This is a genomic window from Fibrobacter intestinalis, assembly GCF_900167415.1.
Lineage (GTDB): Bacteria > Fibrobacterota > Fibrobacteria > Fibrobacterales > Fibrobacteraceae > Hallerella > Hallerella intestinalis.
Window position 1 is genome coordinate 12,254 of record NZ_FUWU01000032.1, and the last position, 24,029, is coordinate 36,282.

22 protein-coding genes and 1 pseudogene are annotated in these 24,029 nt (G+C 46.9%); 19 read left to right on the forward strand and 4 right to left on the reverse strand.

The genetic code is table 11. The annotated features are described in order from the left end of the window. The first annotated feature begins 4 nt into the window (after positions 1-4). The 12 genes and pseudogenes from B5D40_RS09380 to B5D40_RS09440 all read left to right on the forward strand — a co-directional run bounded on the left by B5D40_RS09380 (position 5) and on the right by B5D40_RS09440 (position 12,992). Positions 5-1,111, forward strand: a complete 1,107-nt coding sequence (locus tag B5D40_RS09380) for a hypothetical protein (RefSeq protein WP_078776711.1) — start codon at positions 5-7, stop codon at positions 1,109-1,111. 17 nt (positions 1,112-1,128) lie between these two features. Continuing rightward, complete coding sequence (locus B5D40_RS09385) at positions 1,129-1,593, forward strand: hypothetical protein (RefSeq protein WP_073302395.1); 465 nt, start codon at positions 1,129-1,131, stop codon at positions 1,591-1,593. A 1-nt stretch (position 1,594) separates the two neighbouring features. Then, positions 1,595-2,623 carry an NAD-dependent epimerase/dehydratase family protein gene (locus B5D40_RS09390; protein WP_095849483.1) on the forward strand — a complete coding sequence of 343 codons (1,029 nt, stop codon included), beginning with the start codon at positions 1,595-1,597 and terminating at the stop codon, positions 2,621-2,623. Beyond that, complete coding sequence (locus tag B5D40_RS09395; protein WP_078776712.1) at positions 2,607-3,350, forward strand: glycosyltransferase family 2 protein; 744 nt, start codon at positions 2,607-2,609, stop codon at positions 3,348-3,350. The genes B5D40_RS09390 and B5D40_RS09395 overlap by 17 nt, the downstream gene beginning before the upstream one ends. Further along, on the forward strand, positions 3,343-4,212 hold the full coding sequence (locus B5D40_RS09400) for an NAD-dependent epimerase/dehydratase family protein (protein ID WP_078776713.1): 870 nt from the start codon (positions 3,343-3,345) through the stop codon (positions 4,210-4,212). Before B5D40_RS09395 ends, B5D40_RS09400 begins: the two co-directional genes overlap by 8 nt. Positions 4,213-4,272: 60 nt before the next feature. After that, complete coding sequence (locus B5D40_RS09405) at positions 4,273-5,439, forward strand: hypothetical protein (protein ID WP_078776714.1); 1,167 nt, start codon at positions 4,273-4,275, stop codon at positions 5,437-5,439. A 237-nt stretch (positions 5,440-5,676) separates the two neighbouring features. Beyond that, a pseudogene (gene tnpA, locus B5D40_RS09410) lies at positions 5,677-6,116 on the forward strand (IS200/IS605 family transposase). A 400-nt stretch (positions 6,117-6,516) separates the two neighbouring features. After that, a complete protein-coding gene (locus B5D40_RS09420) occupies positions 6,517-7,086 on the forward strand; it encodes a hypothetical protein (protein WP_143394355.1) in 570 nt (189 codons plus the stop codon). A 173-nt stretch (positions 7,087-7,259) separates the two neighbouring features. Further along, positions 7,260-10,952 (forward strand): PLAT/LH2 domain-containing protein, encoded by a 3,693-nt coding sequence (locus tag B5D40_RS09425; protein ID WP_158222074.1) that lies wholly within the window; start codon positions 7,260-7,262, stop codon positions 10,950-10,952. 105 nt (positions 10,953-11,057) lie between these two features. Continuing rightward, positions 11,058-11,891: a hypothetical protein gene (locus B5D40_RS09430; protein WP_143394354.1), complete on the forward strand. Its 834-nt coding sequence runs from the start codon at positions 11,058-11,060 to the stop codon at positions 11,889-11,891. Between the two features lie 29 nt (positions 11,892-11,920). Continuing rightward, the gene (locus tag B5D40_RS09435; protein WP_144319689.1) at positions 11,921-12,433 is read left to right on the forward strand and encodes a hypothetical protein; all 513 of its coding nucleotides are present in this window, start codon (positions 11,921-11,923) and stop codon (positions 12,431-12,433) included. 7 nt (positions 12,434-12,440) lie between these two features. Continuing rightward, the gene (locus B5D40_RS09440; protein WP_078776720.1) at positions 12,441-12,992 is read left to right on the forward strand and encodes a hypothetical protein; all 552 of its coding nucleotides are present in this window, start codon (positions 12,441-12,443) and stop codon (positions 12,990-12,992) included. A 21-nt stretch (positions 12,993-13,013) separates the two neighbouring features. Here the strand turns inward: B5D40_RS09440 and B5D40_RS09445 are convergent, their stop codons facing one another. Then, positions 13,014-15,482 carry an ATP-dependent helicase C-terminal domain-containing protein gene (locus B5D40_RS09445; protein ID WP_078776721.1) on the reverse strand — a complete coding sequence of 823 codons (2,469 nt, stop codon included), beginning with the start codon at positions 15,480-15,482 and terminating at the stop codon, positions 13,014-13,016. Positions 15,483-15,491: 9 nt separating this feature from the next. Continuing rightward, the gene (locus B5D40_RS09450; RefSeq protein ID WP_143159303.1) at positions 15,492-15,959 is read right to left on the reverse strand and encodes a hypothetical protein; all 468 of its coding nucleotides are present in this window, start codon (positions 15,957-15,959) and stop codon (positions 15,492-15,494) included. Positions 15,960-16,069: 110 nt separating this feature from the next. Between B5D40_RS09450 and speA the strand changes: the two genes are divergently transcribed. The 7 genes from speA to fabZ all read left to right on the forward strand — a co-directional run bounded on the left by speA (position 16,070) and on the right by fabZ (position 23,631). Next, positions 16,070-17,971 carry a biosynthetic arginine decarboxylase gene (gene speA / locus B5D40_RS09455; RefSeq protein WP_078776722.1) on the forward strand — a complete coding sequence of 634 codons (1,902 nt, stop codon included), beginning with the start codon at positions 16,070-16,072 and terminating at the stop codon, positions 17,969-17,971. A 148-nt stretch (positions 17,972-18,119) separates the two neighbouring features. After that, on the forward strand, positions 18,120-19,223 hold the full coding sequence (locus B5D40_RS09460; protein WP_143394352.1) for a BamA/TamA family outer membrane protein: 1,104 nt from the start codon (positions 18,120-18,122) through the stop codon (positions 19,221-19,223). Positions 19,224-19,235: 12 nt separating this feature from the next. Next, positions 19,236-19,649: an acyl-CoA thioesterase gene (locus B5D40_RS09465; protein ID WP_078776724.1), complete on the forward strand. Its 414-nt coding sequence runs from the start codon at positions 19,236-19,238 to the stop codon at positions 19,647-19,649. 114 nt (positions 19,650-19,763) lie between these two features. Next, positions 19,764-20,009 (forward strand): acyl carrier protein, encoded by a 246-nt coding sequence (locus B5D40_RS09470; protein WP_078776725.1) that lies wholly within the window; start codon positions 19,764-19,766, stop codon positions 20,007-20,009. A 32-nt stretch (positions 20,010-20,041) separates the two neighbouring features. Then, positions 20,042-22,438, forward strand: a complete 2,397-nt coding sequence (locus B5D40_RS09475; RefSeq protein WP_078776726.1) for a beta-ketoacyl-[acyl-carrier-protein] synthase family protein — start codon at positions 20,042-20,044, stop codon at positions 22,436-22,438. A 15-nt stretch (positions 22,439-22,453) separates the two neighbouring features. Beyond that, a complete protein-coding gene (locus B5D40_RS09480; RefSeq protein ID WP_078776727.1) occupies positions 22,454-23,185 on the forward strand; it encodes an SDR family NAD(P)-dependent oxidoreductase in 732 nt (243 codons plus the stop codon). Between the two features lie 2 nt (positions 23,186-23,187). Then, positions 23,188-23,631, forward strand: a complete 444-nt coding sequence (fabZ, locus tag B5D40_RS09485) for a 3-hydroxyacyl-ACP dehydratase FabZ (protein WP_078776728.1) — start codon at positions 23,188-23,190, stop codon at positions 23,629-23,631. On the opposite strand, the gene B5D40_RS15315 is transcribed toward fabZ, so the two are convergent. Next, the gene (locus tag B5D40_RS15315) at positions 23,597-23,797 is read right to left on the reverse strand and encodes a hypothetical protein (RefSeq protein WP_095849482.1); all 201 of its coding nucleotides are present in this window, start codon (positions 23,795-23,797) and stop codon (positions 23,597-23,599) included. The two genes, fabZ and B5D40_RS15315, sit on opposite strands and share 35 nt — an antisense overlap. Before the next feature lie 49 nt (positions 23,798-23,846). Next, positions 23,847-24,029, reverse strand: a 183-nt coding sequence (locus tag B5D40_RS16120; RefSeq protein ID WP_234978164.1) for a hypothetical protein, incomplete at its 5' end; no start/stop codon positions are given.

Genomic DNA, 24,029 nt, shown 5'->3' on the forward strand with positions numbered 1-24,029 from the left:
CAGAATGAAAAAGAAAACCTCGGTTATTTTTGCAGCGTTTCTCGGTCTTTCGATGGCTTTTCTCGTTCCGCAAGCCCCGACAACTCCTTGGGAATCCATTGGCGGATGTGGAGCCGGCGGCAGCGGCGGCGGAGCTTCGGATGGTATCAAGTGGATTGGGCAAGGGGTAAACGGCGGACTTGTGGAAGCGGAAATTTTTGCGAAGGAAAATGTCGGAGAAAATTATTCGGCGTTCACGCTCACACCCCGCTTTTCTTTTAAACCGTCTTGGTCCACTTCGGTAGGCGTTACGCTTCCGTTTATGTCTCATCGGGGAGAAGTGCAATATCGCACCAACCAGGCTCCTGTGGATCGGACGACTGGCGGTTTCGGCGACATTTCATTTGATGTTTCTCAAATCGTGGGAAGCGGAGGCGCGGCCAATATTTCTTTGGCTCTTACGATTCCGACGGGGCAGTATGACATCAAGCGCGGAACGGATGCTTCGCAGGAATTTTTACCGGCGGGATTTCAGAAAGGTTCGGGCGTTTATTCGCTGGCCTTGGGCTGGAATTACACCCGGGACACAGAAAATGGAATGTGGCTTTACTCCCTGACCTATACGCATCCGTTCAACGTGAGCTTCAGCGGGGAAAACGCTTTTAACGATTCCTACTGGAAAAATTACGATACGGACGGCGACGATCGTTTTGATTATCATTTCAAATGGTATGGTGAAAACGATTTGGGCGGATTTACGCCGTCGAGCATTTCGGCAAGCGTCGCTTACGCTTATCGCGGGCAGGAAAATTTTGTGCATTCCTTTGGACTTACTTTTTCGACTCCATTCGGAGTCGCTTGGATTCCGTCCGAAAAAGTCGGCGTTTATGACCCTCGCCCGGACCCCGATCATCAGGCTTGGTCTGCGGCATTTGTTTACGGTTTGGAATTTTCTCGCTCGGATTATCCGATTTTTGTTGCGTTCTCGCTCCCGTTGCACGACAAGGCGAATGCGGCGGATCCCGATGACGAATACGACGAAAGTCCCATGCGCAAGTGGAATTTGCCCGATTGGGATTCTTTCCTTCAAGAATGGACTTTAGCGATTGGCATTAAAGCCAGTTTCCTCTAATTACACAGGAGAATATCATGAAAAAAATGGCTCTTTCTTCTCTTTTTGCCGCCGGACTTTTGGTCGCTTGCGGCAGTTCCAGCTCCAGTTCTGATGACGACGCTTCGTCCAGCAGCCAAGAAACTCCGAGCTCTTCTAGCTCTCTCGCAGACTGCACCTTGAAAGAAGAGGGCGTAAAAATCCTTTTGCCGGAGTCCAATTCGGAATGGAAAATCGGCGATTCGATTACGGTTCAATTTGTCGCCAACTATGTGAATGCGGGAGGCTTCCGTGTGATTTACAAAGTGGACGAAAATGATAAGGGAACGGATCTTTTCAGTGGCTCTGTCGGCGAGGAAGCTCCGGATGGTACATCTTGCACGACGGTTTCGGCATTTCTGGATGCGGATGTGGTACAGCCTTCGGACAATGCCGTTTTGCGGGTTCAGTCTTATAATGCCCCGAAAATTCGCAATGACGTCCAGATTGTCGTAAAGGAATAAATTGTCGAACTCCATCGCTTTGGTCGGTGCGGGCGGTTTTATAGGCTCGCACTGGATTCGTGCGCTGCTTGCGCGAACGGACTATCGTATTTTGGCTGTGGATTTGGATTTCCATCGGATTGACGATTTGCGGAAAGCGAAAATCGATCGTGTGGATTTCTTGGAAAACGACATCGCGGACTCTGAGGTCATTCAAAAAGTGGCGCAGTGCGATATTGTCGTCAATTTAGCGGCGATTTGTACGCCTAGTCGCTATATGGGCGAATCGCTTGCGGTAATCGAAAGCAATTTTACGCATCCGGCGGCACTTGCAAAAGCCTGTGCGGAATCTGGCGCTTGGCTGATTTATTTTTCCACTTCCGAAGTTTATGGAAAGACTTCTGCCCAGGCAAAGCCTTTAGATGAAGATGCGTCCGATTTTGTGCAAGGAGCTGTCGGGGCTTCCCGCTGGTCGTATGCTGTCGCCAAACAGCTTTCGGAACGGTACATTGCTGCATTGCCAAATTTGCGCTGGTCTGTTGTTCGTCCGTTTAATTTTGTCGGCCCGTGGATGGATTTTATGCCCGGTGTCGATGGGGAAGGCATTCCGCGTGTACTGGCGAATTTTTCTAGTGCCCTTTTAAAAAATGAACCGATGATTTTGGTGAATGGCGGCGTCGCTCGGCGTTCTTTTACGGCGATAGATGATGCGGTTGAATTTATGTTTTGCCTTTTGAATCATCCGGAAGCGGCTTATGCGCAGGCTTTTAATGTCGGCAATTTGCAAAATGAATTGTCGATAAGGGGTCTCGCCGAATGGATGCGGGAAATTTACGCACAAATGAAAGGATGCTCGGTAGAGTCCTTGCCAGCGATGCGGGAAATGTCTGGGGAAGAGTATTACGGCAAGGGATATGAAGATTCTTTGCGCCGCGTTCCGTCCGTTGTCAAAGCGGAACGTCTATTGGGATTTAAAGCACGGAAACCATTGCGTTCGGCACTGGAAGAATCCTTGAAATGGTTTGCGGAGTTTTATGGAATACCGTCGTGATCTTTTTATTTTCATTCCCGCTTACAATGTGGAAAAAGAACTGGCGGAACTTTTGGAGTCCATTCCTGCACAGGTACTTTCCCGAACTGCGGAAGTCTGCATTATCGATGATGGGAGTAGTGACGCTACTCTTCAAATCGCTCAAAAATTTTCGCGGGAAGAATTTCGCACTTCGGTACATATCAAATCTTTTGCAGAAAATAGAGGCTATGGGGCGGTTGTTCAATGCGGACTTTCGCGCGCCAAGGAACTGGCTGAACTGCTTCACGTCAAATATGCGATTTGCCTACATGGAGACGGGCAATATGCGTCGAGTGCCATTCCCGAGATGCTTCGGGTTTTGGAAAATTCGGATGAGGTCATTTGCCAAGGCTCCCGGATGCTGGGCAATGCGCGTCAGGGAAAAATGCCGTTTTATAAATTCTGGGGTGGGAAATTTTTAACGTTCATTGAAAATTTGGCATTTGCGAACAAATTAACGGATAGGCATAGCGGATTGATTGCGTACAAAATCAGTTTTTTGAAAACGGTGAATTTGGAAAAATTGAGTTCGTCGTTTGATATCGATTTTGAATTGCTTGCCCTTGCAGATTCGCGGCATTTTCGCATTGCCGAAGTTCCTATTCCCACGCGCTATGCGGGCGAAAAATCCCACTTGCGGGTAATTCCCTACGGTTTGCGGGTTTTAAAACACGTGTTCCGAAAATGGAAAGGCGAATATGGCTGACATCTTGATTACGGGCGGTGCAGGCGTTGTCGGAAGCAAATTGTGCCGACTGTTTTTGCAACAAGGATTTTCCGTCCGGGTTTTGACTTTGCCGGGGCAAAATAACGCGTCGATTCTTCCGCAAGAAGTCGAAGTCTTTGAAGGGGATGTCGCCAAGCCCGAAACTCTTGGTGCCGCTTTTCAAAATGTGAACACGGTTTGTCACCTTGCGGCGGTAATCCTTGCGAAACAAAGTTCCGTTTTTGAAAAAGTCAATGTGGAGGGCACTCGCCATGTTCTTGCCGCTTGTCAAAAATCCGGTGTTAAAAGGCTGCTATTTGTTTCCAGTATTTCGGTGACATATCCGATTCTGACGGATTATGGAAAAAGCAAATGGGAATGCGAACGTCTGGTAAAAAATAGCGGGATTCCGTTTACGATTGTGCGCCCGACTTTGGTTGTTGAAAAGAACGGCGCCGCAGAGTATATGCTTTTTTGCCGGTATTTGAAAAAAACGCCCCTCGTTTTTTTGCCCGCTGGCGGCAAATGCCTAAAGCGTCCGGTTCGCACAGAGGATTTGGTCTGGGGAATTGTTCGGGCGGCAACTGCGGAAAAGGCGATTGGAAAAACGTATGCGCTGGCAGGAAACAAAGTCCTTTCAATGGCAGAGATGGCGCGCATTTCTTTACATCGAATGGGAATGCAAAAAAGAATTGTCGGCGTTCCGCTATGGCTCTGTTGGGTTCTGGCAACCTTAAAGCAGATTTTGATTCCGGGCAGCGTTTCTGCGCGGCAGGCTCTTGCCGGATTTCGTTACGATGCGTCACCGGATATTGCAGAATCCGAAAAAGATTTGGATTATAGACCCGGAACACCGTTTTAAAATTGCCATTTTTCTTCAAATAGAATAGATTAGGAAAAGATTTAGCATCAAGAGGTTTTTATGATTTTGAAAAATTTTTCCGTTTTCTCTTTGGCTTCGGTGATGATGTTCGCCGCTTGCAGTAGTGATAGTTCAAGCAGCGCGAATTCGGAAATCGATTCGTCTTCTTCGGTTTCGGAGAAAGAATCGTCATCTTCTCAGGCTTCCGAAAGTGCGGGGCCTATTTGGGAAATGATGCAGGAAATGCCGAATATGGATTTAGGCGAACGCTACGGGGCAAAGCTCTGGCTTTCTGCGGGCAAAAACGGATTCTATTCTCTTTGGATTGTCGATACGGCGAATTCGGAAACCACTTATGGTACGGTTGCTAAAAAGGCCGGCATTTCTTCGGGAGAACTTCAATTTTCTTCTGCCGATGGTTTTGTCTTTGCCAAAGGATTCCAGCCTGGCGATAGCTTCTTGAAAGAATTGGATAAGGGAATTTCTCTTCGCTTTTCTGTAGAAGATTCGTCGCTGATGGTTTCCATCAATGGCGAAGATGATTTTGAAGTGGGCAAGGCGACGCGCAAAATCGATAAAGACTATCTTTCCCGTTCGGATTCCCTAGTGGGTAAAACGCTGGAATGGAATTCCGGAGACGGCGAATCGGTCTATCGCTTTTATAAAAACGGTGAATATGTACGTCTTTTTGGAGACGACTCGGATGAAAATCAATTTGAGGCGGGATACTACGACATTCATCGTCAGCATTTGTTGACGACTCCGGTCCATTCTGCCGGCAAGGTTTTGACATTGGGTAATTTTGCTCTTAAAATCGGTTCGGGCGAATATACTTTTGAAAGCTCCGATAATTCTGAAACTTATACGGTATCGTCGATGAAAGTGTCGTATCCGGATGCTGCGCTCTTAACGCAGAACGCTTGGGAAGCGGAAAGCAACGACTCTCTCAAATGGACGCTGGAAATGAAAGAAAACTCTTATGTGATTGCGGGGAAAACGGGATTGAATGACAATACGACAAAGATTCGCCGCGTCGGCGATTGGAGCGTTTTCGGGGACTATCTTGTTTTGACGGTGGACACTTGTCAAGCGGCGAAGCAAGTGAATTGCTATATGGAACGCGGGCAAATTCTCCAGCTGAAGGAGTCCGGATTTGAATTCGATAACTTTGACACGAAGAGCGAATACGCTACCCCGCGGGAATGGACGGCTGTTGAAATGGAATAATTTCTAATGCGGGCTTGACTCCCTAGGGCTTAGCAAGCTCCGAACGAAATAAGTTCGGGGCTTTTTGTTACGGCTCGTGAGCCGGTGAAAATATGGAGCCTTGCGGAATATTTTCACAAGAAACCACCCGTTTTACGGGTGGAGACAAAAGCTTTTAGCAAAAACTATTCCCGCAAATGTTACAATGTGATTGTTCAAGTCAATTGCCAACATTTGGAGAATAGTATAAAGGCCAATATACGAGACTCGCTGAGTCATACGAAGTGGTTGTGTAAATACCACATAGTTTTCACGCCGAAATATAGAAGAAAAGCGATATATGGTCAATACAAGGAAAGTATTGGTAAAATATTGCGACAACTCTGCAATTACAAAGGAGTGGAAATCATCGAGGGGCACCTGATGGTGGATCATATCCATATGCTGGTGAGCATCCCGCCGAAATACAGCGTCTCAAATTGAAAGGCAAGAGCAGCCTGATGATATTTGATAAGCATGCAAATTTGAAATACAAGTTTGGCAACCGCCATTTCTGGGCGGAAGGCTACTATGTCAGTACGGTCGGCTTGAACGAGGCTACCATAAAAAAGTATATCGCAGAGCAAGAGGCCCATGACATTGCAATGGATAAACTGACAACAAAGGAATACGAAGACCCTTTTAAGGGTGGCAAGTAATACAAGCGCACATTTATGTGCGGCAACGTGTCAAACAGCGATAGACTTGAACGAACGTTCAAGCAGGGACTTAAGTCTCCGCTTGGGAACCTTGGCCTTATAGGCTTAGAGCAAACCACCCGTTTTACGGGTGGTTCTGATTGGGGAAATTTTTTAGGACGAACATCTGGCGAACCAAAGAATCTTTCAAGAAAAGAGTGGTTCCCGAGCGTCATGGCGAAAAGTCAAACTCGACTCGTCATAGCGATCTCTAAACGCCGTTTGCCATCGCAAAAAGCGGAAGCCAAAGTTATCAATGCGGCATGCGAATGTAGGAGCAGTCTTTGTGTGCGGCAAGGATGAGAAAAATAAGCGTAAAGTTGCTTTTCTCGGCAATGCCATGTGTGGTTTTTGAGAATTTTTGCAAAATGTGGTGTGTGCTTTTCGCACAAAACAAGCTGAGTTTATTATTATTGACGTAGTTTTTGGGCATGCTGTGCTAAAATGGATGCTTTTATTCTTGCTTCTTTCCTGTTCATTTGGCTTTTCCCAAGAAAATGATCATTTAGGAAAAAACAATGTGGATAGTTTAGCAATTTATTACGATCTGATTGCCGAAGAAAATTATGACTCTCATTATGGACCCAATGTAGCAGGCATGGTTGTCGGGGGGATTTTGGTGGGAAGCGGAACATTTTTTTTGTGTGTGGCCATTAATGACGTTTCAAAAAATGATTTTGCATCGGCAGTTTCTGTAGGCTTCTTTTCTGCAATTTCTATTCCATTTTATCTAGTTGGTCTTCCTGTTTTTTTATACAACACGTATAAATTTGTCGTGCGCAAAGGCCATGCGAACCGGCGTGACGAATATATCGACGCCCTCAAGCGTTACAAGGAACGGCAGAGTGAAAGTTCCGTGGAATGGATGCTCGTGCCGTCTGTGGATTTGGCAAATGCGGGCGGTGGGCTGAATTTGCTCGTGTCGTTTTGAAAAAGAAATTGTAAAATAATTGAAGATGTTTTTTTAGGGATAAGTAAAATTTGTTGACGAAAAAAACTGGTTTTATTATATTATATTTTATGTTTTTAATAAAAAATATTGTTTTAATCTTGTGCTTAGTTTCGTTGTCTTTGGCTGAATTTTCGCCCAATTCGGATGCGGGAATGGTTTCAGTCTCTATGGATGGGGAAAGCCTGCAAAATTTGCTTTCGGTTTATGAAAATGCTGGCTATCATGATTTCGGTACAACGGACATGTTGAAAAATGTTAAGGAAATTAAACGTGTGAATAAGTATTATTTTTACAATTTTAAAATGGATTTGAACGATAATGATCTAGGGTTTAGTATGGATGGGACTTTGGATGCAAATGCTAGGAAAAAAAATTTTGGCGTACCTTGGCATCCTCATGTTAAAACAAGCGGAATAGATGCTTCTGCTAATGTATTTTTTAAAGATTTTGGAATTTCTGAGGACGGAAAGGTCCATTTGAACGTATGCTTTTCCGACGTTAATGTTGATATATCCGACATCTCTTATGGCTATGGTGCTATATTTGATCATTTTGTTGTGGATGGTATTTTTGACGCAGATGAAATAATTAACTCTCAGGTGCAGGCAGAGTTGGATGCAGTTAAGGCAAATTTCAGTGATGCTTTTAGCTGCATCGATATCACAAATCATGTGACCGTCAGTTATCCGGAGTTTCTTTCTCCTGTAGGCATTCAACATGCTGGTACGAAAGTGGCGGATAATAAAATTTCCGCCTATGGTTGCCCCGTCGCTAAAATCAAGGTTGGCGATGCCGTTGTTATCGGTGACGGCTCGTGCGAAACGGTCGCTTATAATATTGCTGTATATACGGCAGATGACGTGGGGAATGCGGGGACGGAATCTAAAATAAGCGTTTCCTTGTGTGGAGACGACGCTTTCGGTGGCAGACGGTGCATTGACGGTGTATTAAACGACTGGACTAAAAAAGGTCAAATATCGCATTTGCTTTTGGAAAGTTCCGCACTCTTGGTGGATAATTTGTCATTGTCCTTGACCAGCGATAATTCGGGGAGCAAACCCGGCTGGTATGTGGATTCTGTTTCTGTGGATATGACGATACCCAATAATAGCACATTCCATTATTGGTTTCCAATACACCGTTGGATAGGCGGCTCCAATAGGCCTACGTCTTTTACATTTCATCAAGCGGACAATCCTCAAGTTTATTCATTCACTGTAACGACAGGGAGCGGTTCCCGGTTTGAAACGGCAGGGACCGATTCGCATATTTTAGCGGATGCCTGCGATGTAAACGGCAAATGCCTGACATTTTTGTTGGACAAAGACGATCACGACGATTTTGAAAAAGGCAGCACCTCCACATACTCAATTGTCACGAACGAAAAATTGGCGAATTTGAAAAGCCTGACGTTGCATAATGTTTATGACGAAAGTAGGCCTGGCTGGTACGTGCAGGATGTCATGTACAGCCACTATTCCTTTCCTGAAAGTAAAGACCATTCCTTAAAGGACGGCCAGGGGTTTATGTTCCGGCAATGGCTTGCCGAGGGGGAAAATCAAGGAGCTTATTATACAACGGACCGTTGGAATTATCCAGTCCAAACCTCCGATGAATTTTACCTTTATCCGGTAAATGCCGATCCGATTTTTTTCATTCGCGATATTTCCGCAACGCGTTATGTGAATGATAATTTTGGCTATAATGTAAGAATAAAGACCAAAAGCGGCGGTGCGTCGGGAACGGATGCCGATATTGCATTGACGCTGGAGGGCTGTTCCGGAGTAGTAGAAACTTTTGATTTGAATGACGATAAAGACAATTTTGAAAAGGGCGATGAAGATGTTTTTCTGCTTTCGGGCATTAAAGATTTAAAAGGGATAAAGAAAGTCTCTTTGCATAATGACGGTTCGGGCGATGGTGCCGGATGGTCTCCGGAGTCCTTGTCGGTAATTCCTGTTGTTTACGGTGGCATTTATGCGCTTCCGTACAATGCGGAATATCGGCATGAATTTACTCGAGGCTTGAATAAGAATGACGGTTGGGATTGGGAATCGGAAGAGTTGTCATGCCCGGATATGGCTCCTCAATTTATTCCATATGTTTATGAAGTTCATCCTGGTGAGTATTTGAATATTTTGGGAAAAAATTTGAAAGAGGCGCAAAACATTTCACTTGTTTTGAATAAAACGATAAATCCTGTTTCTGTGGATAGCCGGAACGCTACTTTTTACATTCCGGAAGACACTCCGCTTGGCGAATATAATTTGGGTTCTGTTTTGATTGACGGACTTTCCCAACAGGTCTTTGTTCATGTTCGAGGTGAAAAACCTGTTCTGGACGGCATCGCCGTCTTTCAGGCCAAACCGGGCGACGGCTTTGAAGTATCAATGCGTAATGTAGATTCTTCTTCTCGCTTTTATTTGGGAAATCGCCCGCTGCAATTTTTGGCGATGTCAAAAAAAGGCGTCTATTTGCAAATCCCGAATGACATGGAAAACGGTATCTACAAATTTAGAACGCAATCCAACGGTTGGGATATTACGTTCGATGCTTCTATTGAAATTGTCGAATCCTCTGTTCCGCATATTTCAGGCATTTCGGGTACCATTGTTTACTCCGGTCAAATCATTGAAATTTTCGGGAAAAATTTTGGAGATTCAATTAATGCTATAGAAGTGAAATTTGGTGAAAAAACGGGTGGAATCCGGGCTGTTGAAAACGAAAGGATTCAAGTACGAATTCCTTATGGCGTGTCGGGCGATAGCATTTTGGTAAGGGTATCTCGTGAGGGGATTTGGGCGGGAGAAATCATCAAAATAAAAATTCAGAGCTTGCCCTGGTTTATGACTTTTGACGATGAACAAAATCTTTGGACTGGCGAAAATGCGAATCTTTCTTTGGATAAAGATATAAAATATGGCGATGTAGGCTACTCCTTAAAAATACATGGAGCGGGCTATATGCCGATTATTTCGCCTGTATTTAATACATACGAGTTGGGAGCGTTCTCCGACACTCTCCTTCTGGATATCTGGATCCCGGAAAATCAAGCGAACCCCTATTGGTGGGGAGATGTTCAAATGAGCGTGAACATCCCTGCTGCGGGACTTTATAATGCCTGGATTGGGCAAAAGCCATTGACAGGCCTGCATTCCGGGTGGAATACGCTTACTTTTGCATTGAATCCGACGATATACTCTGCCTTTGCCGGCGATTATCCAAATGCGACGATTTCTGTTATATTAAACGCTAATCAAAATGCGGAAGATTTCCGCATAGACAATTTGCGATTTGGCGGTGATATCAAAATTCGTAGGACGGAACATATCGAGGCCAGTCCCGTATTGAATGTGTATGCCGTGGATTTCATGTCTTTCGATAATATCAACGACTGGTCGTCTAGCGGCACGGAACTTCTTTTTGTGGATTCTCCCAAAATGCAAGGTCTAGGCGCAACAGGCATCATGGCGTCCGGTTATACGGAAATAGAAAGCCGCCGTTTTTTACTTTCTGAATTGCAATATGTTTCCGATGTCATTTCTCTGGATGTCTATGTGCCGAATCCTCAGCCGAACGATTATTGGGTGGGGAATTTAGGTCTGGGGCTTCGTTGTCCTGATTCCGGAATTTCTATGTATCTGGGAAATGTGGATTTGACGCATTTGTTTCGCGAGGAATTCAACAATGTGCGGTTCACGTTGCCGCCGGATGCGCTACAGGCGTTGAAATCCGACGCTGGGGGATGTAGTTTTTCCGTGTATCTGAATGTGAATAACGGTGCGGGACTTTTCCTGTTGGATAATATGGGCTTTGTCAAAAAAATTGAAGTGGCGGGCAGGTAGAACGTGAAACGGATTTTGTGCATACTCTTGATTTGTTCCCATTTTCTTTTCGGGGCGGATTATTTCAAACCGGAAAGGATTTCTCTTCCGATCAAAATGCAAACTTTGGTCGGAGAAACGGCGATAAACAACGTACTGATGTCCTATTTTTCGGGAACGCATGAAATTGACGTGGATAATATTGGAACCATCGTTTTGACTGTAAATAATATAGGAATTGACATTCGTGGAAAAGACGATGTGTTTTTGGGCTATGATTTGATACTCGCTCCGAATTTTCTGTCGGAATTGTCAGATATCGCTGGTGGCGCGATTCGTGGTGAAATACCGATTCAGGGAGCTGTTTCGCTGCGGGAGCTGCAAGATGCCTACGTCATCGTAATGAATTTAGGCGAAGTTGTTGATAAAATTTTGGAACACTATCACGTAACAAATGTTTCGATTGTTTCGTCATTAAAGAATTTCTTTTCGCAAACAAATGGGGCGGTAGAACTGTGGAAACAAAAATACAGCACACTTTTGGATGCCGATGTGAACAAATTGGAAAAGCCTCTGGACTTGGTAATAGCTGAAAAGGAACTTACGTTGTCCATTGGAGAGGTTGAGGACAATATCTCCCTTGATTTGAAGTTGCTGCTGGAATCGGAGAAACAGTATTTTTGGATTGAAAAAAATGATGTGGATAAATTGGATGTGACTATTAATTCTAATAAAAATTTTCAGGGATTGACATTGTTTTTAATCTATAACGATTACTCCCCAACTAATTTTACTGGTTTCATTGAATGTCCCAGACTCTCCGAAAAAAGTATCCGAACGGTAAATTTAAAAGATGTCTGCGATGATTTCTCGAATATCTCTGCAAAAACCATCAAGATGTTTTTTAAATTAAAAAGCAAACACGGAGGAATTCTTCAACTGGAGAAAACTTTGAAATGATGCGATATCAATGTTTCTTATTGTTTCTGTTGCTGAATTTACTTTTGGGGCATGCTAGTGCGGCGGAAAATAAGATTTTCTTGGCGGAAAGTCCGTTGGAACAAAATGCGGAAACTGCCATTGAATGGAATGGCGACAGCGTTCAAATTTACAACAATTTAATTGCCGAAGAAAATGATGATTCCCATTATGGTCCAAACGTAGCAGGCATGGTTATCGGTGGGCTTTTGGTGGGAGGCGGAACATTTTTTAGTGTGGTCGCAGTAAATGCCGCTTCAGATGCCGATTGGCTGTCGGCGGTAGGTGCCGGCTTATTTACGGCAGCTTCCGTTCCTTTTTATCTGGTCGGCCTTCCCGTTTTCCTATACAATACATATAAATTTGCTGTTCGCAAAGGCCATGCGAATCGGCGAGACGAATACATCGATGCCCTCAAGCGTTACAAGGAACGGCAGCGCGAAAGTTCCGTGGAATGGATGCTTGTGCCGTCGGTGGATTTGGCGAATGCGGGCGGTGGGCTGAATTTGCTCGTGGCGTTTTGAGGAATGAATGATGCGGAATAAAGTGCTATTCTTTTTGCTGCTGAATTTGCTTTGGGGAACCGCTTATGCGGAGGATATCTCTTTGGCGAATGGGGAGCTTCCATTGACGTCGAATAGAAAATTTTCGGCTGTCGTAAAAGATGACAGTTTGGCTATTTACCATGCTTTAATTACCGAAGAAAATTTGAATGCCGATTACCGTCCAAATGTGACCGGCATTGTTTTCGGAAGCGTTTATGTTGGGCTTGGGACTGGATTTTTGGGGGGAGGAATCGGCGTACTTAATGCCTCTTTCGCCAACAAGAGCGTTCATCGTGTTCTTGGAACGACATTTATCGTCGTCGCCATTCCGTTTTATCTGGTCGGCCTTCCTATCCTGATTTCTAACATCTATGAGTATAGCGTACGCAAAGGCCATGCGAACCGCCGTGACGAATACATCGACGCCCTCAAGCGTTACAAGGAACGGCAGCGCGAAAGTTCTGTGGAATGGATACTTATGCCGTCGGTGGATTTGGCGAATGCGGGCGGCGGGCTGAATTTGCTCGTGGCGTTTTGAGGAGGAAAAGCCGCCGGCTTATTAAAGAACGTTTTCCGGCCAAGGATGCTTCGGGTAGCGGCCCCGGAGTTCTTTTCGCAATTGCGGGTAGGTGTTTTGCCAAAAGCCGGTGAGGTCCCAGGTTTTTTGCGCCGTGCGAAAATTCGGAGCTAGAATGTCGTAGCGCACTTTGACTTTGCCTTGCGCAATCGTGTGTTCTCCGCGAAAAGGAAGAAAGTCCTCGATGCGGGCGGATAGTTCGACCGGTGAATTTTCCGCATAATGGTAATGCGCTCGCTTTCCATTGGGGAGAGTCAGAGAATTGGGAAACATTTTTTCAAGCCATCCCATCATGTTTTCACCAAAGTATTCTTTCATTTTTTTGCGGAAGCGTTCTGCGGAAAGATCCCGCATAAGAAAAATACCGTCGAAAAAATCTTCGGTGACGATTTCCACATCTTCGTCATTCCAACTCGGCAAATCAAATTCCGGAAAATTTTCGGCGGCGAGTTTCATTTTGCAGAGCAGCGTCTTGTTTTCATCGTCCATCCACAAGTGAGAAAGGTTTTCCCTTTTGTGCCTTTCCATCCAAGTGCTTGCCGTCAAATCCTTGAGCTTTTTCAGAATCTCGGGACCGGCTTCTTGCGGCTGGATTTCTTTGCGGGAAATTTCCACTCCATTCCGAATGCGAATTTCAACGCCGATATAACGCTCTTGCCCAGAACGCCATAAAAGTTCATATCGCAACTCGGCGTTTTCGGTTTCTAAAAAGCGGGACGGCACGGGAATGTAAAGGCTCGCGCGCATTTCGGATTTTTGCGCAGAATTTGTACGTAAAAGATGGAAGACGAGAATAGCGTCGGCATTTTCTACTTGAGATGGCGGCAAAGGAAAAATGTCGCTGGGCGTTTTGTAGGCGTTGCCGCTTTTTATAGCGAGGGACCCGGGAAACGCTTTCAGGAGCATTTGAGTGGTATCGTCTTGGGAATCGGGCTGTAAGCGGTGAGCGTCTTTGCTCTGGGCGTATTCTTGCAACCGTTTAAATGCCAGTCGGATTTCACGCGGAAGGCTGTTTTCTTTGGCGAGCAAGGATTGCGCCAGCTCCATGGCGTTGCGGGGAAAATGCTCTTTGGCCGAAACCTCTTCGGAATCCAGAACGGCGAACAGCGCGAGGGTGAGCGGAGAAAGCTTCTGCGCTTCGGAATAGGCTTTTGCGAGAGACAAATCGTTTAAGGGAATGTCCAGAACTTTTTCGCCCAGCGGGGAAATGTTGCCGTCGGCATCGATAAATCTGTTGTTCTGCAATTCGGCGAATGCTTTTTCGGCGAGTACTTTTTCGGGCTTTGTCGGAAGCGGCAACTCGGAAAAATGGCAAGAAGAATGCTTGGCTAGAGCGGCGACTTTTAAAAGGATAGGCTTCAAATCGCTCTTGAGAATTTCGGGAACGATGCCTTTGGGAAAAGTGCTTTCTTCCCGTTCGCTCCACAGGCGGATGCACACGCCTTGCTGTGTACGGCCCGCGCGTCCCGTACGTTGAACGGCGTTTTGCAGGCTGATTCTGCCGAGTTTTAAAATGTTTTTGTTTTGTGTGGGCAAAAATTCGGTCGCCCGTTCCAAGCCGGAATCGATAACGCCGGAAACGTTTGGAATGGTCAGGCTCGTTTCGGCGATGTTGGTCGAAAGTACGATTCTCGGGGTGTCCGAGTGAACAAAAATTTTGCGTTCCTCGTTTTTATTTTGGCCGCCGAAGAGTTCCAGAATCGGAACTTTTCCATATCCGAACGCTTCGTTCAAATGGCGATGTACGGAAGAAATTTCTCCTTTTCCCGGCAAAAAAACGAGTGTCGTTTTCCAGACTCCGTTCCGCTCCAGCGTGCGCAACGCTTTTTCCACATTCTTTCCCAGCGGTGTGCCGAAGGGGGATTCCTGATGGAGAATTTGTACGGGAAAACCCGGTCGCCCGACTTGTAGGCACGGCACTTGGAGAATTTCTTCGAGTTCTTTCCGGTTCAATTCGGCGGAAAGTACGGCGATTCGCGGAGCTAGTTCCGGCTTTGCTTTTTGCAATGCCAAAAAATAGGCGAGTAGTAGGTCCATTTCCGCGCGCCTTTCGTGAAATTCGTCAAAGACGATCCAGTCGAATTTTTCGTTCTGGTGCAAGACGGATTGCAAAAAACTGCCGTAGGTCGTGTAGAGGATTTTTGTCTTGTCGGAGAGTTTGCTTTCAAAACGGATTTTGTATCCGACGGTTGTGCCTTCTGGCGTTTCAGTCAATTGGGCAAGGAACCCGGAAAGACTCGTCGCTGCTAAACGTCTCGGCTCCAGAACGACGATTTTGGATTTTGTCGCTTCTGAATTTTCTTTTCCATCGGCAAGAAGCCAGGGGATTAAAGTGGATTTTCCTGAACCGGTCGGCGCGGTTAGCAAGAGATTTTTCCCTTTGGCTATTTCGGAACGAATAACTTCGGCACTTTCGTAAAGAGGAAGCGTGCGGAATGTGGAGATACCCATGAATTAAGATCAGCGGGGGTAGCGCAAATGTTCGGCGGTCGCCTTGTCTTTGTAAGGCCAGTGGGCGTTTTTCTTGTCCTTGTCCAGCATCAGATTTGTCAAGCGCCGTTGAAGCCCCGCTTCCGTTTTGCAGAAAAAGTAAACGACCTTGTTTTCTTTGGCGATGTAGAAAGAGGCGGCCTTGTATTTCATCTTGTAAACGTTCCGGAATGTCATGATATTTTCCCGCTTGGGAATGACTCGCCCGTTTTTGATTTCGCAGACGACGTCGGCATCGGCAAGCATCGCTTTTCCGGCATGAAGCACGAATTCCAGATTGGGAGCCGTATTCTTTTTAATGGTTTCCAAATCAAAAGCTCCACCGCCTTCTTTGATGACTCTGCGCACGGCTCGAATGGCGGCGAAAATCACGACAAGGACGACCAAAATGAGAAGAACCCACCAGTAATTGGCAAAAAAATCGGCAACTTGGGACATAAGACCTCGTAAAGTAAAATTCTCGCCGTAAAATAGAAAAATAACTCGGATTGTTTTTACTTTTTCTATTTTTGCTTGCAATTTCATAACCAAAGAGGTGCTCTTACGAAATGAAAACTTGGCGTATCGACGATTCTCGCGATTTGTATAATATCCGCGGATGGGGAATCAATTATTTCGACATCAACGAAGAGGGACACGCTACGGTTTGTCCACTTCGCACGAAAGGTCCTTCGATAGATCTTTTCAAGTTGGTTCAGGAATTGGATCTTTTGGATATGCCCGCTCCGATTCTTTTGCGTTTCCCGGACATTCTCGATATGCGCATTGAAAAAATCAACGAGTGCTTCAACAAGTCGATTCAGGAATACGGATTCAAAGGCTCGTTTTACGATGTGTTTCCCATCAAGGTGAATCAGCAGCGAGCGGTTTTAGAAGAAGTCGTGCGCCACGGTAAAAAGTTCAACATCGGACTGGAAGCGGGATCCAAACCGGAACTTCATGCGGTTCTGGCGAATATGGACAATCCGAATGCGCTGATTATATGCAACGGCTATAAGGACGAAGATTTTATCGAATTGGCGTTGCTCGCGCAAAAGATGGGAAAGAACATCTACGTCGTTGTGGAAAAAATAACCGAACTCCCGATGATTATTGAAATTTCCCGGCGCATCGGCGTCAAGCCGAATATCGGGCTTCGCATTAAGCTGGCGTCTAGCGGTCAAGGGAAATGGGAGGAGTCCGGCGGATACAACAGCAAGTTTGGGCTGAGCAGTTCGGAACTTCTCAATGCGATGGACTTGATTCGCCAAGAGAATATGTGCGACTGCGTCAAGCTTATCCATTGTCATCTCGGCAGCCAGATTACGAACATCCGAAAAATCAAATCCGGCTTGCGGGAAATTTCGGAATTTTATGTGCAGCTGAAACAGCTTGGAATGGGAGTCGAATTTGTGGATGTCGGCGGGGGACTTGGTGTCGATTATGATGGCAGCCGCAGTGCGGCGACAGGCTCCGTAAATTACTCCATTCAGGAATACGCTAACGACATTGTCTATTCCATTTTTGAATCCAGCGAAAAATTTTCGTTGCCGCATCCGAATGTGATTGCGGAAACGGGGCGTGCCCTTTCGGCGCACCATTCCGTTCTGGTGTTCAATGTACTGGAAACCGCTGGACCCGAATTTTTTGAAGACGGCAATTACGATATTCCCGAAGGTGCCGCCGATTCCATAAAAGATCTTTACGCCATTTTGAAAAATCTGAACGTTCGGAACCTGCTGGAAAACTGGCATGACGCTTTGCAGATCAACGACGATATTCTTTCGGGTTTCCGGGTGGGCGGGGCGGTGGATTTGAAAACGCGAGCGCTGGCGGAACGTCTTTTTTGGAGCATCGCCCGGCGCGTGCACGAATTGTCCCGGGAGTTGCGCCACTCTCCGATGGAACTTGCCGAATTGCCGCGGCTTTTGGCCCGAAAATACTTCTGCAATTTTTCGCTGTTCCAGAGCTTACCGGACAGCTGGGCGATAGATCAGATTTTTCCGATTATGCCCATTCAGCGTTTGAACGAGGCTCCGACAGTCGATGCGACTCTTCAGGATATCACCTGCGATTCCGATGGGAAAATCGATATGTTCGTCAGTGGCGACGGGGTCTCGCGAACTCTTCCCGTGCACAATTTAAAACCCGGAGAGCCTTATTATCTGGCGGTTTATTTGGTGGGCGCTTACCAGGAAATTCTGGGCGATTTGCACAATCTTTTTGGGGATACGAATGCGGTGCATGTCGTCTGCGATGGCGACGGCTATCGCTTTGACCAGATGATTGACGGGGAATCCGTTGAAGATGTTTTGGACTATGTGAATTTTAGCGACAAGGCGTTGGTTCGCACCATGGAAAACTGGGTTTCTACTTCCGTCAAGGAAGGAAAAATCTCTCTTCAGGAAGGCAAGGAATTTTTGAACATCTATCGTTCAGGTCTTTACGGCTACACCTATTTGGAAGAGTAGGTGTTTGTTCGAATTGCCGAACCGCTGCAAATTTTGGAAAGTTTTTTTCGTCGCTCATTTTGATGGGCGAAAAGCGTTTTGCTTTTTTGCCCGTTCTTCGATTTTTATAAAATCGACGGCTCGAAATTTATCTATTTTCCCGCTCGGCATGCCGTTTTTCAAAAAAATAATCGCTCTCTGTTTTTTCTGGATGTCGTTGGCGTCTGCGGACGTGGCAATTTTTTCGCAGGACACCATTTCTATGGACACCAGTCGGCAGCAAAAATTCCAGCGTTATTCGACGGTTCCTGTTATTGGCTACACCGAAGAAACCCGGATGCAGCTGGGCGCGATGATTCTTTTCTTTTTAAAGCCCGACGAGATCGATGGAAAGGTTCCGGAAATCGGCGTAACCGCTTATGGGTCTTCCCGCGGGCAATTTCAGTTTACGCTAGAACCCTATTTTTATTTCTGCCGCGACAAAATAAGCCTCTGGTTCGATTTGGAATACCAGGACTGGTTCGCGAGCTATTTCGGGCGGGGAAACTCTCCCGACATTGACGAGTTTACCAATTACAATCGCAAGAAACTCTATTTCGGAGCCAAGGTAGAATCTCGGCTAGGTCTTCCCGATTATTTGAAATACGGCTTGGAATTGCATATCGAAAGTTCGGAAATCGATTTTAAAAAGAGCAGCTCCATGCCGCTTCCGGATCCGCATTCGGGAAATCGCAATGGCGTGGGCTACCTGTTAGGCTTGGATACGCGGGACAATACGAATTGGACGCAGCACGGCTATTTAATCGAGTGGAAACAGATTTTTTTCAGCGATCAGCTGGGCGATTATTCCTTTGACAAGATGACTTTGGATATGCGGGCCTATACGATTTTGCCGTTTAGGACGACGGCGGCTTTTGGTTTCCTGTGGCAACGGGCGAATGGGGACGTCCCCTTTGATATGCTTGCCGGTTCCGATGGAATCAAGCGTTTTCGCGGAGTGGAAAGCCTGTATTTTGGCGATAACCAGGCGGTGATTTTGCAATCGGAAATCCGAAAGTATTTCGGCTGGCTTTTGGGCGGACACGTGTTTGTGGAAAGCGGAAAGGCGGGTGCCTATTTCAGCGAACTCATGCGGAATGAATGGCATCGTTCTGTAGGAGCCGGGGCGCTTCTCGCCTTGAATAAGAATGAACGCCTCTTTGCCCGCGCAGATGTTTCGTGGATTGATTTTGACCATATCGGGCTTTCTTTCTACGTTCGACAAGCCTTTTAATCGGGAGGAAATGTGGAAATTTGTCGCTATCGTTCCACCAGCCAAATCGAAGTTCGCTATGCGGAAACGGACCAGATGGGCGTCGTGCACCATTCGGTTTATGCCGTCTGGTTTGAAAAGGCGCGGACGGATTTTTTCAAGCAGATCGGTTCGACTTATGCGGATGTCGAAAAGGAGGGCTTTGTGTGTCCCGTTCTGGAATTGAACGTCCGGTATCGGAACCCAACGCATTACGGGGACGTGGTGAATATTGAAACGACTTTGGAACGCATTGGGCATCTGCATTTTCGTTTTCGCTATCGGATTGATGTTGCTGGCAATTTGTGCACTACCGGCACGACTTTGCACTGCTTTTTGAAAGACGGCAAGCCGACTTGTGAATTGCCCGTTCAGGTTTCCCTGTTCTTTCCGCCCAACGACAAGTAGCGTTGTTATGGCTTTATCGTTATTTGTTGCCGATTATCGCTTAATATTTGGGCGAAATACCTTTTTATCTTTAAAATTTTCTATCCTTGCAAAAATTCTAAAATGAGGTAAAAAATGAACCAAGAAGAAGTCAAAAGCAAGCTCAAGGCGTTTTTCATGTCGGATCTCGGTGTCGATGGTTCCGTGCTGAAGTACGATACGCCGCTTTTTGGCGAAGAAATCGGTCTGGATTCTGTGGATTCTTTGGAAATCATTTCTTTTGTGGATAGCAATTTTGGCGTTTCCATGACGGGTGCTGGCAAAGAGCCGTTCCAGAGCATCGATACAATTGCCGACTTTATTGAAAAGCATCAGGCTTAAGTAAAAAATTATTGTTTTAAACTGGGTATGCCATGACATCGAATGATTGCCGTTGTGTTGTTACAGGACTGGGCGTGATTTGCGCCGTCGGAAACAACGTGGAAGAAACGTGGAAAAATGCTTTGAACTCGGTTTCGGGCATCCATAAAACGACCTCGGTCGATACGGAAAAGTGCTATGCGGATTTGGCGGCGGAGGTTCATTGCGACTCGCTGGACGAGATAGCCGCTCCCGAAGAAAAGGACAGGGCTTCCAAACTTTGCATCAAGGCGGCCAACGAAGCTCTTGCCGATGCCAATCTTTCGGACTTTGCCGACGATCAGCGTGTTAGCGTGATTATCGGTAGCTGTGTCGGTGGCGTTCTCAGTGTAGAACATTATAATCGCCATGGCAGAAACGCTGGCGACATTCCCAAGATGCCCATTGCGTCGATTGCGTCTCAGGTGGCGGAAACGTGCCGCGCCGGAGGCATTGTGACGAATGTGGCAAACGCCTGCGCAGCTGGAACGATTTCGATAGCCCTCGCTTGCGATTTGATTCGGGCGGGCAAAGCGGACGTGGTGATTGCGGGCGGAGCGGACTCTTTTGCGTCCGTCCCATATTCCGGTTTTCTTTCGTTGCACGCTTTGGATGAAAACGGCTGCTCTCCTTTTAACCATTGCAACGGCATTACTTTGGGCGAAGGCGCGGGCATTGTCATTGTCGAATCGTTTGAACACGCGCAGAAGCGCGGAGCTAAAACGTATTGCGAAGTTTTGGGATCCGGAGTTACGAGCGATGCTCACCACATTACGGCTCCTCGGGAAGACGCCCTCTGCTTGACCGAAGCGATGGAACGCGCCGTCCGAAATTCGGGAATCCGGAAAAACGAAATCGGCTATGTAAATGCGCATGGCACGGGCACGGGCAAGAACGACGAAGCGGAAATCACCGCTTTCCAGAAATTCTTTGCCGAAGAAAATCCGACGGTAAGCGTCAGTTCGACTAAAGTGATGACCGGTCACTGCCTGGGAGCCGCCGGTGCCATTGAAGCGGTCTTCAGCATTAAGGCCTTGACGACGGATACGGTTCTCCCGACTTTGCATTATTCCGAAGAGGACTCCGTCGCTTTGCGGGAAAAAGTGGGCTCTCTGGATTTTGTGCAGAACGTCCCGCGCCAAAAAGAACTCCGGTGCGTCATGAGCAATAACGTGGCTTTTGGCGGAACCAATGCGAGCATCGTATTTTCCAAGGATGCCGGCGATGTCTCTGCTTTGACGGCGAAGAATTCTAAAATCGCCGTAACGGGACTCGGAATTGTAAGTCCTCTTGGCAACAGCAAGGCTGCCTATCTTGCCGCTGTCGAAAAAGATGCAAAGCCCGAAAGCGCGTCCATCCATTCGACTATCGTTCTGGACGACTATAAAGAACTGGGCATCAAAATGGCATTCTACCGCAAACTTGATAATCTCGGACAGTTGCAGACCGTATCGGGAATGCGAGCCTTGCAGGACGCCGGGTTCAAAGTCACCGAGGAAAATGCAAAAAATATCGGTATTATCGTCGGAACGAGCGAAGGCGGCCTTGGCGCCACTTACGATTTTGAAGAACTGATTGCGAAGCTGGGCAATGCGCAGGGGAGCGCTTTCAAGTTCCCGCATACGGTTTACAATGCGGCTGGCGGCTATCTTTCGATTTGTTCCGGAATCAAGGGCTACGGCGTGACGATTACGACAGGTCCGCTTTCTGGACTGGACAGCATCGGATACTCCATGAATGTCATTCACGACGGTCAGGAGCAAGCGATGATGGCGACAGGTTCGGATGAAAATCTGCCGATTATTACGGAATTTGCCCAAAAGATGCAAGTCGCTTCGGATTCCGTTACCGCTCCTTATTCTGGTTCGTCGGGTTGTGTCATGGGCGACGGCAGCGTTTCGATTCTCTTGGAAACGGAAGATTCCGCACAGGCTCGTGGCGCAAAAATTTATTGCTATGCGCTCGGTTATGGGCATGGCCGTAAGAACGTGAAGTTCGGGCACATCTCCGGCTCGGGCGAGGCTCTGGATCTGGCAATTCGTTCCGCAGTAGTGGATGCGGGAGTTTCCCTTGACGAAATCGATGCGGTTTGCGGATTTGCGAACGGCTGCAAAAAATTGGACGATATCGAAAAAGCGTCCCTTTCCCGCGTGTTCGGCGACCGTTTGGAAACGCTTCCGCTGGTGGAAGTGAAGGATCGCGTCGGCGAAGGCCGTGCGGGTGCAGCGGCTCTTGCTGCTGCGGAAGCGGCACTTCTTTTGAGTGGGGAACTGCAACGCGAAAACGCTTACTTTATCGGTAAAGACGGCGCGGTTCAAAAGAAAAGCATCGAATCGGTCGGACTGAAAAAAGTTTTGGTGATTTCATTTGCCACCGGCGGCTCTTACAGTGCTGTCGTTCTGGGAAAATAATTGAGTGAGGGTCAGATGAAAGTTGCGCTGGTCACAGGAGCTTCTAAAGGCATAGGCAAGGCTTGCGCCCTGCGTCTTGCTCAAGACGGCTATACGGTCGTCGTGAATTATTCCAGTTCGGACGCTGCGGCTCAAGAAACGCTTTCGCAAATCCAGGCGGCGGGCGGAAACGGAATGCTTTACAAAGCGGATGTTTCCAAACTCGACCAGGTGAAATTAATGGTTCGCGAGGTCTTCAAGGCTTACGGCAGAATTGACGTGCTGGTAAACAATGCGGGCATCGTCCGGGACGAATATCTGCTGATGATCAATCCGGATACTCTTGACAAGTGCATGGATTTGAACGTTAAAGGCTACATCTATTGCGCACAGCAAGTCGCTCTCAAAATGTTCAAACAGAAGTCCGGCGTCATCATCAATATGTCGTCGGTCAGCTCCAAATTTGCGCTCGCTGGCCAGAGCGTTTACAGCGCGACCAAGGGTGCGGTCAATTCGCTGACGCAGACGCTCGCCAAGGAACTCGGCGGTTACGGCATCCGCGTGAACGCTGTTGCTCCGGGATTTATCCAGACCGAAATGATCGATGCGATTCCCGAAGACAAGCGCAAGGAATATGTGGAGAAAATTCCGCTGAAACGTTTCGGTTCTCCAGAAGACGTGGCAAATATGGTTTCTGCTCTCGCTTCGGACCAATTTGCGTATGTCACGGGACAGGTTTTTGTTCTCGACGGAGGACTTTCCCTGTGAGCATGAACATCTATGAAATCAGCCAGCGCATTGCACAGCGTCCGCCGTTCCAGATGGTGGAAAAAGTCATCGAACTCGTTCCGAACGAATCGGCGACGGGCATTAAAAATGTGAGCGTGAACGAGCCTTATTTTATGGGGCATTTTCCGGGCGCTCCCATTATGCCGGGCGTTCTGATTGTAGAAAGTTGCGCCCAGTTGTGCTCGCTTGTCATTGAGAAGAAGCCCGAAGATCTGGACGACAAGCTTTACGTCCTTCTGAAAATCGACGGATTCAAATTTGTAAAGCCTGTTATTCCTGGCGATCAATTGGAAATGACCGTCACCAAAACGAAGGGCGGCGGCGTTCTTGTCGGGTTCAGCTGCGTTGTTAAAGTGAACGGCAATGTTCACGCCAAGGGTGAACTGACCTTTACGACGATTCCCAAGGAAAGTCTGGGAAAGTGATGACTTTTCCGGCAAAGTTCACCGCCTTGTCGGAAAACGTATAGTGCACTTCCTCATTGTCAAGAACGATGAGTCTTGCTATTGCGAGAATACCGCCTTTCTTCGCCATCGCGAGGAGCGACAGCGATATGGCAATCTTGGCTATCAAAAAAGATTGCTTCGTCATTCACTTCGCTCATTCCCCGCAATGACGTTTTAGCGATCGGATGCAGAGTTCATTGAAACATTCCCCACAATGATGTAGAACATTCGTCATTGCGAGGATCGACTGCAACGCGGCAATCTCGTCCGTCAAAGAAGATTGCTTCGTCAATCGTTTCGCTCATTCCTCGCAATGACGGTTTGTATATCAGGTGCAAATTCCGACAAAACTTTCCCCGCAATGACGTTTTAGCGAT